The sequence below is a fragment of the Propionivibrio sp. genome, from assembly GCF_029255185.1.
In the GTDB taxonomy this organism is placed as follows: Bacteria; Pseudomonadota; Gammaproteobacteria; order Burkholderiales; family Rhodocyclaceae; genus Propionivibrio.
Genome location: NZ_JAPUVO010000129.1, coordinates 19,170 through 31,564, shown reverse-complemented (window position 1 = coordinate 31,564; position 12,395 = coordinate 19,170). Strand labels below are relative to the sequence as shown.

General features: G+C 58.8%; 14 protein-coding genes. 3 read left to right on the top strand and 11 right to left on the bottom strand.

What is annotated here, in order from left to right:
* Positions 1-30: 30 nt before the first annotated feature.
* The 8 genes from Q1J43_RS13020 to Q1J43_RS12985 all read right to left on the bottom strand — a co-directional run bounded on the left by Q1J43_RS13020 (position 31) and on the right by Q1J43_RS12985 (position 7,361).
* Entirely contained in the window at positions 31-834 is an 804-nt protein-coding gene (locus tag Q1J43_RS13020; protein ID WP_301102927.1) for a flagellar brake protein, read from the bottom strand.
* A 120-nt stretch (positions 835-954) separates the two neighbouring features.
* Complete coding sequence (locus tag Q1J43_RS13015; protein WP_301102926.1) at positions 955-1,281, bottom strand: EscU/YscU/HrcU family type III secretion system export apparatus switch protein; 327 nt, start codon at positions 1,279-1,281, stop codon at positions 955-957.
* Positions 1,262-2,422: a flagellar hook-length control protein FliK gene (locus Q1J43_RS13010; RefSeq protein ID WP_301102925.1), complete on the bottom strand. Its 1,161-nt coding sequence runs from the start codon at positions 2,420-2,422 to the stop codon at positions 1,262-1,264. Before Q1J43_RS13010 ends, Q1J43_RS13015 begins: the two co-directional genes overlap by 20 nt.
* 6 nt (positions 2,423-2,428) lie before the next feature.
* Positions 2,429-2,713 (bottom strand): flagellar protein FliT, encoded by a 285-nt coding sequence (locus Q1J43_RS13005; RefSeq protein ID WP_301102924.1) that lies wholly within the window; start codon positions 2,711-2,713, stop codon positions 2,429-2,431.
* A complete protein-coding gene (fliS, locus tag Q1J43_RS13000) occupies positions 2,710-3,123 on the bottom strand; it encodes a flagellar export chaperone FliS (RefSeq protein ID WP_301102923.1) in 414 nt (137 codons plus the stop codon). The genes Q1J43_RS13005 and fliS overlap by 4 nt, the downstream gene beginning before the upstream one ends.
* Positions 3,124-3,132: 9 nt before the next feature.
* The gene (gene fliD, locus Q1J43_RS12995; protein WP_301102922.1) at positions 3,133-4,548 is read right to left on the bottom strand and encodes a flagellar filament capping protein FliD; all 1,416 of its coding nucleotides are present in this window, start codon (positions 4,546-4,548) and stop codon (positions 3,133-3,135) included.
* 62 nt (positions 4,549-4,610) lie between these two features.
* Complete coding sequence (locus tag Q1J43_RS12990; protein WP_301102921.1) at positions 4,611-4,976, bottom strand: flagellar protein FlaG; 366 nt, start codon at positions 4,974-4,976, stop codon at positions 4,611-4,613.
* A 90-nt stretch (positions 4,977-5,066) separates the two neighbouring features.
* Positions 5,067-7,361 carry a flagellin gene (locus tag Q1J43_RS12985; RefSeq protein ID WP_301102920.1) on the bottom strand — a complete coding sequence of 765 codons (2,295 nt, stop codon included), beginning with the start codon at positions 7,359-7,361 and terminating at the stop codon, positions 5,067-5,069.
* A 346-nt stretch (positions 7,362-7,707) separates the two neighbouring features.
* Between Q1J43_RS12985 and aceK the strand changes: the two genes are divergently transcribed.
* Positions 7,708-9,489 carry a bifunctional isocitrate dehydrogenase kinase/phosphatase gene (aceK, locus tag Q1J43_RS12980; protein ID WP_301102919.1) on the top strand — a complete coding sequence of 594 codons (1,782 nt, stop codon included), beginning with the start codon at positions 7,708-7,710 and terminating at the stop codon, positions 9,487-9,489.
* A gap of 34 nt (positions 9,490-9,523) precedes the next feature.
* On the opposite strand, the gene rpmG is transcribed toward aceK, so the two are convergent.
* The 3 genes from rpmG to radC form a co-directional block, all read right to left on the bottom strand.
* Positions 9,524-9,679, bottom strand: coding sequence for a 50S ribosomal protein L33 (gene rpmG, locus Q1J43_RS12975; protein WP_301102918.1), 156 nt, complete (start codon positions 9,677-9,679; stop codon positions 9,524-9,526).
* A gap of 15 nt (positions 9,680-9,694) precedes the next feature.
* Positions 9,695-9,928 (bottom strand): 50S ribosomal protein L28, encoded by a 234-nt coding sequence (gene rpmB, locus Q1J43_RS12970; RefSeq protein ID WP_301102917.1) that lies wholly within the window; start codon positions 9,926-9,928, stop codon positions 9,695-9,697.
* Between the two features lie 87 nt (positions 9,929-10,015).
* Positions 10,016-10,693, bottom strand: a complete 678-nt coding sequence (gene radC, locus Q1J43_RS12965; RefSeq protein WP_301102916.1) for a DNA repair protein RadC — start codon at positions 10,691-10,693, stop codon at positions 10,016-10,018.
* Positions 10,694-10,753: 60 nt separating this feature from the next.
* On the opposite strand from radC, the gene coaBC reads away from it, so the two are divergent.
* Together coaBC and dut are read left to right on the top strand one after the other, a co-directional pair.
* Positions 10,754-11,944, top strand: a complete 1,191-nt coding sequence (gene coaBC / locus Q1J43_RS12960) for a bifunctional phosphopantothenoylcysteine decarboxylase/phosphopantothenate--cysteine ligase CoaBC (RefSeq protein WP_301102915.1) — start codon at positions 10,754-10,756, stop codon at positions 11,942-11,944.
* The gene (gene dut / locus Q1J43_RS12955; protein ID WP_301102914.1) at positions 11,944-12,393 is read left to right on the top strand and encodes a dUTP diphosphatase; all 450 of its coding nucleotides are present in this window, start codon (positions 11,944-11,946) and stop codon (positions 12,391-12,393) included. The genes coaBC and dut overlap by 1 nt, the downstream gene beginning before the upstream one ends.
* The last annotated feature ends 2 nt before the right edge of the window (positions 12,394-12,395 follow it).

Here is a 12,395-nt window from a genome sequence, read left to right as displayed (position 1 = left end):
ATAACGGCGCTTCGAGGCGCCGTTACTGTTTCAGGCCAAGCCGTTCAGTCTTGCCTTGCGTTCGCGTTCGATGCGCGTGATGTAGCGCTGAACCAGAGTAAGTCGGGAGGCGGATAAGTTTAGGAATTCGCAACCGACGCGGAAAAACCGCGAGCCACTGCGAGTGGTGACGTCAAACTGGTTGCGCACACACAGGCTAACGATCAGCAAACCCTCGTCGGGCAGCATGATTTTGCACTCGTCCAGGATGTCTCCGCGCTGGAAAAGTCCGGCCTGATCGGGTGGTACGATCAGGCCAACACCGCCGCCGCTGATATCCATCAGCGACAGATCGAGACGCAACGTGCTGTCGTCTGGGCACTTGACGATGGTATTAAGTTTGAGTGGATTGACTACCGGAGTGGGCAGCCGAAAATACTCGCGGCGCTGCAGACGGAGCAGTGTTTCGGGAACGCTGGCGAGAAAGGCGAGGCGTCCGTCGTGCTGTGTTTGTGACACTTTGTTCAGGCTGAACTGAACTTTCACCTTGTCGATAATCGTCGTGAAAATGAGCTTGTTGGTCAGCAACGCCCTGCGGTTCATCTCGTCGTCGCTGCCCATGTCGAGGAAAAACTCGCGATTGTCGGTGCTCAGGGCGATGATCGAGGTGAGCAGGAAAGAATTGCCCCGGTCAAAATGGACCGTGACCATCGACCCTTTTTGAATCAGGGCACGCAGGACAGCAAGGATTTCCGACTTGGAGTACAGCAAAAACTTGCTGTAGTCGTTGGGTCGCTCGAGTTCAAATGCAGCTGGTGAGGGTTCTGAGTCCGCCTGGACTTCGGTTTCTGCCATTTTCAATCCTGAAAGCGTTTTCTGTGAAGAGTTTAAAGCAAATTTCCTCCAGGAGAAATGAAAGACTTGAGCAGGAAGGATGACGTAAAGGCTTATGCCAAAACGATTCGTCCAGGCAACTTACGTTTTTTCGAGCGTTTCAGGCAAGGCTGAGAGAACAGGGGATGCGGCGGCCGGCAGGCCATTTTCCAGGCGATAGATCCAGGCCAGCAGTTCCGAAACGGCGATGTAGAGTTGCGGCGGAATGCGCTGATCGAGGTCGATCTGCATCAGCAACGAGACGAGCTCCGGTGATTCGTGCACATAAACGCCGTGTTCGCGAGCGCGCAAGATGATCTGTTCGGCGACTACGCCGCGCCCTTTGGCGACCACTCGCGGGGCTGCGTCCGTCTGGCTGTACGCCAGAGCCACAGCACTTTTCAGCGGATCATTGTCGGCCTTGGCCATCGCTCTTGCCGGCAGTAAGCGAAGCTACGCCAAGCGAGGCCAGGGTGATGCCGGCCTCATCAAGCTGGCTGCGCAGCGCCACGCTCGAAGCGCGCATCAGGGCGCGTGTTTCAGCGTTGCCGGCCGTCATCATCAGGGTAATCTGGGTGCCCTGCAGGCGAAGCTGGGCATCGATTTCACCCAGGTTCGGCAGCGTCAGGTGCAGCCGTGTTGCCCACTTGGCGGCGGTCTCGTCGCCCCCATGATCACGCCGAGCGGCGTCTTCGTCAATTTCCCAGCGCATTTCCTGACCCGGCCAGATCTGGCCCTGCCAACTGAAGTTTTGTGTCGCCAGCGCTTCCAGTTGTTGTTGCACAAGGGTTTGCGTCTGTGGTGCGACCACCTGACCCGGCGCTGCTGACGGTTGAGTAGAGCTGGTTTTGCTGACCTCAGACGTCGGCACGTCGTCTGCAGCTAGACGCAGGGCGGCCGCCGGTTCGCCAGCGCCAACCGGCGCTTTGGGCTGCGCTACACGGCCCTCTTGCGCAGTCATCGCAATCGTCGCGGTTGTGAATGCGTTCGGTGAAGACAGTTTTCCTTGAGGCTCCTGGAGTAGCGCTGCTTGCGGAAAACGGCCTTCAACCCACTCGGCTTGATGCGCTTCGTAGAACATCCCGCTTTGTGTAATCGCCTGCTTGAGCTGGGGCAGCAAGTTTTGTGCGCTGACTGGCGTGGCGCTGAGCGGCTGGTTGGCGTTTAGCGGTGTGGCGGCTCCGCCCTTGGCGTCGCGGGTTTCGGAAAGCAGGTTGCTAATCAGTTGGCCGGTACGGCTAAGCGTTGCCGAGGTCGAGGCGGCAGCCGGCTTGCCGCCTTCGTCCGGGCGGGTGGCTACGGCCAGTGCCAGCTTGCCATCAGATTCGGTGACCAGGAGTTCGAGCGCATCACCACTTTTGGCAGAAAAAGGGAGCGCCAGAGTGACATTGCGTTGGTTGATCATCGCCCGATACGTGCCATTGGGCAGCATGGCCTGAATTTCCGCCATGACCTTCTGACCGGCGATCAGGCCGGAGAGCTTGTCGGCAATTTCCTGCGCCGGCGCCACCGGACGCAGTGCACTGTCGGCAGAAACCTGCAGGCGGCTGGCGACGTCGGCGGGGATCATTGCAGCTTACGGGCTGGTTTCGCGCAGCAGAATGCGCAATGATTTCTGGCGTTCTTCGACCAGTGTGCGAGTTTGCGCATCCAGGTGCTGGCAGCGTTCAATGAGTGTTCGCGCCTGCCCCTGTTCTGATGGCGGCAGTTGCGCGCCAAGGTCGTCAGGCAGTTTGTCTGCAAGAGTGCCGCGCTCCTCGTCAGCGCGCGCCAGGCTGTCCCATTCCTGCGCGGCTGCGGCACGGGCCATGGCCTCGGAGAGCGCCAGAAAATTTTCCAGCACACGTAGATTCTGGCTCATGCCACCGCTTGTTGTTGCTGGGACGGCGCAATGTCGCGCCAGGCTGAATGAATTTCTTCGAGCAAACCGGAGACTTCTTCCAGCGCCTGCAAGTCATTCTTCATATTGGCGCTGAGCAGACGGAACACCATGTAATCGTAGAGGGCTTCGAGCCGGGGGGCGATATCGCCGCCATTCTCCTGGTCAAGGCTGGCCTTTAAGCCGTTGCTGATGATGTCGATGGCCTGCGAGATGGCATGACCCTTGGCGGCGATTTGTTTCAAATGCATGGCGGCGCGGGCGTTGCCGATCGCCGCCTGGGCGCCGGAGAAAAGCAGTAGGATCAGCCGGTGCGGGTCAGCGACCTCAATGGCTGCGTCAACGCCTACCTTCTGGTAGGCTGAAATCGCGTTGCGTGCATTGCCGAACATTTAGTACTCCTAACCAATCTTGGGCAGGTTGGCGAGTTGTTGCGTTAAATAGGTACTGGTCTTATTCAGGTTGGAAATCGTCGTATCCAGCGTGGTGAACTGCTTGCGGTAACGCGCCTCGATTTGTGTCAGGCGGTCGAGAATTTTCTCGCCCTGCTTGTCCAGGCTCTTGATCGAAGCGTTAAGGCCATCGGTGCGGGTGCTGATACTGCCGCCGGTGCTAGTCAGCCCTTCGGCGGCCGTCTTGAATGCGCTGCCATAAGCCGAAACCAGATTGGCGACGCCGGTAAAATCACTGCTGATCGCTGTTGCCAGCTTGCTCGAATCGACGACCAGACTGCCATCCTTCTGAATGTTGACGCCAATATCGGACAGGCGCGTCAAGGTGGTGCTGGTGATGCCTGTGGGAATGCTGCCGGTCACCGAGCGCAGGGTGCTTTGCGCCAAGCGCAGGGTGCTGTCGCCATTGAGCACGCCGGCCGCCTTGGTTGCTGCGTTGTAGCTGCCCAGGCTGGCGCTGGCGGTATTGAAGTCGTTGTAGGCTTTGACAAATGCATTGACGCCGACAGTCAGGCTGGAGGTGTCGCGCTGCACGCTAAAATTGGTTGTGCCTTCTTTGAGCAAGTTGATGGTCAGCCCCTGAACGACACTGGTGATGGTGTTGCCGCTGTTCGTCACGTCGATGCCATTGAGCTTGAATACGGCATCGGAGGCTTCGTCGCCGACTTTCTGGACCAGGCCGCCGCTGTCGGTTGATGGGTCGTAATTGAGCGAGGCGATGTCACCGGTTACGCGAATGACGTTGCCGGTGCCCATGCCTTGGCTGGTCAGCGACAAATAGCTGTCGCTGCCACTGGTGATTACCGTCGCGGTGACGCCGGCACTGGCGGCGTTGATGGCATCGGCGACTCCGCTCAGAGTGGTGACGCCGCTGCCGATGGTAATGGCTGCCGCGCTGCTGCCGGCGATCAGGCTGAAGGCGCCACCACCGCCAACCCCATCGGGGCCGCTGCCCGCGACGCTGCCCGTTTCGATGGTCAGCGTCCGGTCGCCGCTGCCGAGCGCCGGGCTGGCCAGCGAGGTCAGACGTTGCGCCTTGGCCAGCGAGGTGACTTCGATTGTATAGTCCCCCGCAACGGCCGAGGCCTTGGCTGACGCGGTGAGAATGGTGCCGTCGGCAACGGTGACCCGGTTACTGGTGAACTTTGTTGCCGCCGTGATCCCGGTGCTGGGGATCAGGTTGGACGCGGCGGTCTGTAACGCGGAAATCGAGCCTTTGAGCGAACCGAGCGCCGAAATCTTGGCCTGATACGCTGCCTCTTTCTTTGCCAGCGCAGTCAGCGGGCGCTGCTCCACCGACATCAACTGTGAGACGATGCTGTTGACATCCAGGTTCGAGCCCAGGCCCGGAGAGGAAATTGCCATGATTGACTCCTGCTGCGTTCAGCGCCTGACTGATCAGCACGCCACGCGTCGATGCGTGGCGCTCAGGCGTTCTGTTTTACAAACAAACCTTTGATGCTGTCAAGCGCTTTGGCGATGGCGATCATTTCTTCCGAGGGTATCTGGCGGATCACTTCCTTGGTGTCGCGGTCAATGATCTTGACAACAATGCCGCCCGTCTCGTCGCTGAGGCTAAATTCCAATGCATCATTGGTCGGTTGAATATACTCCTCAACGCTTTTTACTGCAGCTTGCAATTGTTCCGTGCTGGCCGCTTGTACGGGTTTTGCTGGCGGCGCTGCCTTTTCTGGCGCGGACGGCGCGGCGGCCCTGGCCTCGCGTACTACGCTGCTGGCTTCGTGGCTGCTCTGTAGCGGTGACGACGTACTGATAATAGTCTGGATGCTCATGTCGCACTCCTTCGTCTAACGGTGTCAGGGCGCGGTCGCGTTGCCGCCACCGCGCCCCTGGTCTTGCTACGACCTGTTACGGCTGTTCGCTTAGCGGAGCAGCGACAGCACGTTCTGCGGCAGCGAGTTGGCCTGGGCCAGCATCGCCGTACCCGCCTGTTGCAGGATCGAGTTGCGCGTCAGGTTAGCTGTTTCTGCGGCAAAGTCGGTGTCCTGGATACGGCTGCGTGATGCGGTCAAGTTTTCCGACGTTGTTTGCAGGCTGGTGACGACTGAAGCAAAACGGTTCTGGAAGGTACCGAGCGCAGCGCGTGAGGCATTGACCGTCGCCAGGGCGCCGTCAATGGTTGCCAACGCGTTGGTCGCCGAATTGGCCGATAGTACGTCAAGCGTTGCAATGCTCGATACCGCCGAAGCGACCGTCGCCGATTGGGTGCCGGAGGCAGCCAGACCGGCCTTGGTGGCGGCAGCGCCAGCCCACACGATGCCGGAGGCAGCCGTGCTGCTTAGCGTGATCGTGCCGTGATTGGTGGTGTTGGTTCCAGCGGCTGCCGTGCCAATGCGTGCCGTAGTGATACCAAGCAGGGTGGCCAATGCGGTTTGGTCGGTCACGGCGGTAGCCGCACTCGTCGCAGTACCGGTTCTGCCCAATTGCAGACTGTCGGTCGTGCCTGCGACATAGGTCATGGCGCCCGTGGTTTGATTGGACGTTACGTTACCGTTAACCGCAGCGCCGCCCGTGGCCGATGCCAGTGCGAGGGTAATCGCTCGGGCCAATTCCTGGCCGCCGTAGGCAGCGCCATTGGACGCTTGCGTACCCTTGGTGCCGGCACTGACCGCCAGTTGAGCGGCATTGGCCGTGGCGATTGCCGATGTTGCGGCGATCGTCGCTTGCGCACTGGTCACCCCAGCAGCGACTTGTTCCGCCGTTCTGACGCTGGTCACCCCGACACCGAAGGTGCCGCCAGCAGCCGTGAGGACCGCACCGCCGCCAGTAACCGTGGTGGTGCCGGCAAACGCGTTGAAGGCGGTGGCGAATGCTTGTGCATCGGTGGCAGCGACGCCCGTTGCGACGATCGAAAAGCTTTGTGCCGTGCCGCCGACGGTGGTGAAGTCATAGGTGCTGCCCGCCGTCATGCCGGCCGAGAAGGTGAGCGTGGTGCCAATCGCAGCCGTCGTGGCCGCTGTTGCGGCAGTAAATGCGCCAGTACCCAGGGTGGCGGCACCGACGCTGGCGCCGTTTGCCGTCAGGGTGCCGGCGGCAACCGAACCGCCAGCAAAGGTGGGTGTGCCGAAGGCGCCGGCGGTAATCACCGTGCCAAGAACCTGGGCCGCCGGTGAATCGGCAGTCAAACCGGTTTGCGTCAGGAAGGCGGCTTTGGCGGTTGCGGCGTTGGCCGGAGTTGTCGCTGTGGCAACCAGTGCAAGGTTAACGTCGCGGCCATCGGCGGCGGTCAGGGTTAGCACGCCAGTGGTCGCATCGGCAACTGCGGTAACGCCGGTTTGCGTCGATACGGCGGTGATCGCTGCCGCGATGTTGGCACCCTGGCCGGCAGACGTGGTGCCGGCGGCGATGGCGCCGATGTTGATGCCGTTGATGCTGAAGGTGTTGGCGGCAATCGCCGTATTCAGAGTGGTCGCAACGCCGGTAACGCTATTGGAGTTGGCAGTTGCCGTAACCCCCGATTTGTCGCCGATGCTGTTGATCGCGGCGGCAATCGAGAAGGCGCTGGCGGTGCTTTGTCCGGGGCCGGTGCCGAGGCTGGAGGCGCCGACCTGGAAGCCGTTGAGTGTCAGATCGCCGGTGGATAGTGCAGTCGTTGTCGCGGTTGAGGTGGTGGTTGCGGCAAAGCTGGTGCCGACGCCGCCAAGCGCCGAGGTACGTGCGCTGACGATCTGGCTGATAGTGATGCTGTCACTGGAAGTGGCGTTGGCGCCGACCTGGAATTTTTGCGCGGTGAACGAACCATCGAGCAGTTTGGTCCCGTTGAAGGCTGAATTCTGTGCGGTGCGGTCGATTTCAGCGGCCAGCGACTGGACTTCGGCGTTGATTGCCGCGCGGTCCGCTGCGGTATTTGAGGCGTTGGCCGACTGGACGGCTAGTTCGCGCATCCGCTGCAGGCCGTCGCCGATCTGTGCCAGATCGCCTTCAGCCGTTTGCGACAGGGAAACGCCGTCGTTGGCATTGCGCGCTGCCTGGTTCAAGCCGCGGATCTGCGAAGTCATGCGTTCGGAAATGGAGAGGCCGGCAGCGTCGTCCTTGGCGCTATTGATGCGCAGACCAGAAGACAGGCGCTGCAAGGAGGTGGCCAGCGCGGACTGCGACATGTTCAAGTTACGTTGCGCGTTGAGCGACGGTACGTTGGTGTTGATAATTTGGGGCATTTGTATCTCCTGGTCTGAATTGACTTTGGGGTCCTGTTTACTTGCCTTACGGTGTTCTACCGGCCCATCCTTTGTGGCGAATAATTCACTTACAACTCGCTTTACGACCTGCTGAAGCAAAACTTTAGAATTTTCTTCAGCCAGCCGTGTAAGCCCTTAACGGTGTTTTGTGCGCGGACTTTAGCTGCGGTTTTGGCTTCAATCCGATTTACATGGCCGTGCTTATTGCAGGATGAGCTGACACGATTTATTTTTTCCGGATTTTGACGCGACTGCAAACAATGTATATTCATGAGCCTGTTCTATCTCGGACAATTTTCGATTCTGCACCCTTCCGGCAATTACTATGAACATCTCGACAGTCAGAAGCCCCCTGGCTCTAAATATTGCCAAGGCCATGCTCGATGGTTTCGACCGGCACTACCAGTTGATCCGGCACTACGGTCAGCAGGCCAAGCTTCTCTTTGAGGCGGGTGACTGGAAGGGCGTTCACCAGGCGGTCAGCGAACGTATCCCATCCTACGACAATCGCAGCAACGAAACGGCCAAGCTTATCGAGGCGGAATACGGCGCCCATTCACTCGATGACGACACCTGGCAGCAGGTCAAACTGCTCTACATTGGCCAGTTGATCAACCACAAGCAACCTGAACTCGCTGAAACATTCTTCAACTCGGTATGCTCAAGACTGCTGCACCGCACCTACTTTCACAACGACTATATCTTCGCCCGCCCGGCGGTATCCACCGAATACATCCTCTCTGACCCGCCAAGTTATTCAAGCTACTACCCCCTGCAGCGCGGACTACGTCAGATGATCAAGCAAATCGTCCTTGATTTCGACTGGCAACGCCCGTTTGAAGACCTCGACCGGGACGTCGACTACACTCTGCGTACTGTCAAGAAATTCCTCGGCGGCTGGCCTAAGGCAGAATCCAATATCCAGGTTCAGGTGCTGTACTCCGCTTTTTACCGGAACAAGGCCGCCTATATTTTCGGCAAGGCGATCAATGGTCACGTGGTGACGCCTTTCGCCATTCCCGTGTTGCACTCGCCGGAAGGTAAATTGGTACTCGATACCGTCCTGCTCGACACCTCGTGGATCGTTCTGCTCTTCTCCTTGTCACGCGCCTATTTCATGGTCGACATGGAGGTGCCCTCGGGCTACTTTCAGTTCCTGCAAAGCATGCTGCCGAACAACAAGCCACGTTCGGAAATCTACACCATGCTCGGCCTGGGCAAGCAGGGCAAGACAATGTTCTTCCGCGATCTGAAGGATCACCTGCGCCACTCTGAGGACAAATTCATCATCGCCCCGGGCGTTCTCGGCATGGTCATGCTGGTGTTTACCTTGCCCTCTTATCCCTATGTGTTCAAGATCATCAAGGACGTTTTTGCGGCGACGAAAGAGGTTGATCACGAAACGGTCAAGGCCAAATACATGCTGGTCAAGAAGGTTGACCGCGTCGGCCGGATGGCCGACACCCTGGAGTTTTCGCTCGTTGCCTTGCCGAAAAAACGGTTTTCAGACGAACTGATCGAGGCCTTGCGCACCCACGCCCCGTCGCTGCTGGAAGAAGACGGCAATGACCTCGTCATCAAGCACCTCTACATTGAACGGCGCATGACCCCGCTGAACATCTATCTCGACTCGGCCAGCCCCGAAGAGCTTGACCACGCCGTGCTTGAATATGGCAACGCCATTCGCGAGCTGGCCAGCGCCAACATATTTCCCGGCGACATGCTGTGGAAAAATTTCGGCATGACGAGCTACAACCGCGTGGTGTTCTACGATTATGACGAAATCGAATACATGACCGACTGTAATTTCCGGGCCATCCCGGAAGCTCCCTATCCGGAAATGGAAATGTCGAGCGAGCCATGGTATTCAGTGGCCAGGAACGATGTGTTTCCCGAGGAATTTGCCGCCTTCCTGCTCGGATCACCCAAGATCCGCTCATCTTTTCTCAAATACCACCGCCATCTGCTGAGTGTCGATTTCTGGAAAGCAACGCAGGAGAAAATTCGCGCCGGTCACGTTGTTGATTTCTTTCCCTATCCACAGGAATTGCGCTTTTGTAACGCTTACGGAACAACCCAAAAGCCGGACGAAAAAAAACCTCACTAGTTAAGCAAGGTTTTTTTTCGGCCAGGCTGAATTATTACTTCAGCTTGGTTTCCTTGTAGGCGACATGCTTGCGAACTTTGGGATCATATTTCATGATTTCCATTTTCTCCGGCATGGTCTTCTTGTTCTTGGTCGTCGTGTAGAAGTGGCCGGTGCCGGCAGTCGACTCGAGTTTGATTTTTTCACGCATGGCTGGAGCTCCTTGTCAGATCTCGCCGCGGGCGCGCAGGTCAGCGAGCACGACGTCGATACCGTTCTTGTCGATAGTGCGCAGACCGGCGCTGGAGACGCGCAGGCGCACCCAGTGGTTTTCGCTTTCAACCCAGAAACGGCGGTATTGCAAATTCGGGAGGAAGCGGCGCTTCGTTCGATTGTTGGCATGGGAAACATTGTTCCCAACCATCGGGCCTTTACCCGTTACTTGGCAGACACGCGCCATGATTGTTGCTCCAATTGATCTTGGGAAGAAAGCCGGCGATTTTAGCCTATACGGCCGGGAAAGTTCAAGCTATTTCTGACAGTTCGGTTATAGCAAGCCGCGTTCGGCGAACGACAAGGGTTGAGATTGCCCCGCCACAATGAAATGATCAAGCACCCGAACATCAACCAAAGCCAGCGCTTGCTTGAGTTCACGGGTGAGTAACTGGTCGGCGGACGATGGCTCGGAAACGCCGGAAGGATGGTTGTGCGCCAGAACCACAGCAGCCGCGTTATGCCACAAGGCTTTCTTGACGACTTCTCTTGGATAGACGCTGGTTTGCGTCAGTGTGCCACGAAACAGTTCTTCGGCGGCTATCAGACGGTTTTGCGCATCGAGCCACAGTGCCAAAAACACTTCATGCGCCAGCCCGGACAGATACAGCTTCAGATAATCGCGCACTGCGCCCGGGGTTGCAAAGGCATTAGCCTGCTTCATGTCCTCGACCAGGGCGCGACGCGACATTTCGAGGACGGCCTGCAACTGGGCGAATTTGGCCGGCCCCATTCCGGGAATCTGCGAAAACTCCGCCTCAGACGCTGAAAAAAGACGATTCAGACTGCCAAAACGCCGGATCAACTCGCGCGCCAGATCGACCGCACTTTTTCCTTTGACGCCAACACGCAGGAAAATGGCCAGCAATTCGGCATCGGAAAGGGCAGCAGCGCCCTGCACAAGCAAGCGTTCGCGCGGGCGTTCGTCCTTCGGCCAGTCGGTAATTGCCATGGCGCAATCTCGGTTAGAATGCTTCGTTCGTCATTTTAACCAGGCTATCGGGTCATCCGCATGGAATTAATGGGAAAACGCATTGTCCTCGGCATTACCGGCGGCATTGCCGCCTACAAGGCAGCCGAACTTGTCCGCCTGCTGATCAAGCAGGGCGCTACGGTTCAGGTGACCATGACCGAGGCCGCCACCCGCTTCATCGCGCCGGTCACCTTTCAGGCTCTCTCCGGGAAACCCGTTTTCTGCGACCAGTGGGACCCACGGGTTGCCAACAACATGGCGCACATCGACCTCTCGCGTGACGCCGATGTGCTGCTCATCGCCCCGGCTAGCGCCGATTTTCTCGCCAAGCTGGCGCATGGTCTGGCCGATGATCTGCTCAGCACCCTCACTCTGGCGCGCAACTGCCCGCTGCTGGTGGCTCCGGCGATGAACCTTCAAATGTGGGAGAACCCGGCCACACAGCGCAACATCGACACCCTGCGCGGCGACGGCGTCGCCATTCTCGGCCCCGCCTGCGGTGATCAGGCCTGCGGCGAACAAGGCCCTGGCCGCATGCTCGAAGCCGAAGAAATCGTCGCCGAACTGGTCGCCTTCTTCCAACCCAAATTACTCAATGGCAAGAAAGTTCTGCTGACCGCCGGCCCGACCTTCGAGGCCATCGACCCGGTACGCGGCATTACCAATCTGTCGAGTGGCAAGATGGGCTTTGCCGTGGCGCGCGCCGCGCGGGAAGCAGGTGCGCAAGTCACGCTTGTCTGTGGACCGGTCAGCCAAAACACGCCGCGCGGTGTGACACGCATCGACGTCACCAGCGCGCTTGAAATGCACGCCGCCGTCATGCAGCGCGCTGCTCTGCATGACGTTTTCATCGGCGTCGCCGCAGTTGCCGACTATCGCCCGAGGAGCGCTGCCGAACACAAAATCAAGAAGGACGGCAACAGCGCGCCGTCCATTGAACTGGTCCTTAATCCGGATATCCTGTCCGAGGTCGCGGCCCTGCCCGTGCCACCGCTATGCGTCGGTTTTGCCGCCGAAAGCCACAATCTGGCCGAATACGCAGAGAAGAAGCGCGTCACAAAGAAGATTCCACTAATCGTCGGTAACCTGATTCAAGATAGTTTTGGCGCGGATGGCAACACGCTGATCCTATTTGACGAAAACGGCCAGTTGCCGCTGCCCCCGGCGCCCAAGCTTGAACTGGCGCGCCAACTGGTGGCGCGCATTGCCACTTTGCTGGAGAACCGCTAATGCACCGCATCGAAGTCCGCCTGCTCGACCCCAGACTCAAAGACAACCCACCGCATTACGCCACTCCTGGCTCCGCCGGCCTTGATTTACGCGCCTGCATTGATGCCCCGTTAAAAATCCACCCCGGCGACACCCTGCTGATCCCAACCGGCATCGCCATTCACCTGGCCGACCCCGGTCTGGCCGCGATGATCCTGCCGCGTTCCGGACTGGGGCATAAACACGGCATCGTGCTCGGCAACCTGGTCGGTCTGATCGACTCCGACTATCAGGGTGAAATCATGGTGTCGACCTGGAATCGCGGCAAGGAGAGTTTCACACTCAACCCGCTTGACCGCCTGGCCCAGCTCGTCGTTGTTCCGGTCCTGCAGGTCGCCTTCAACGTCGTTGACGAGTTTGACGCCAGCACCCGCGGCGACGGCGGTTTCGGCAGCACCGGCAAGTCCTGATT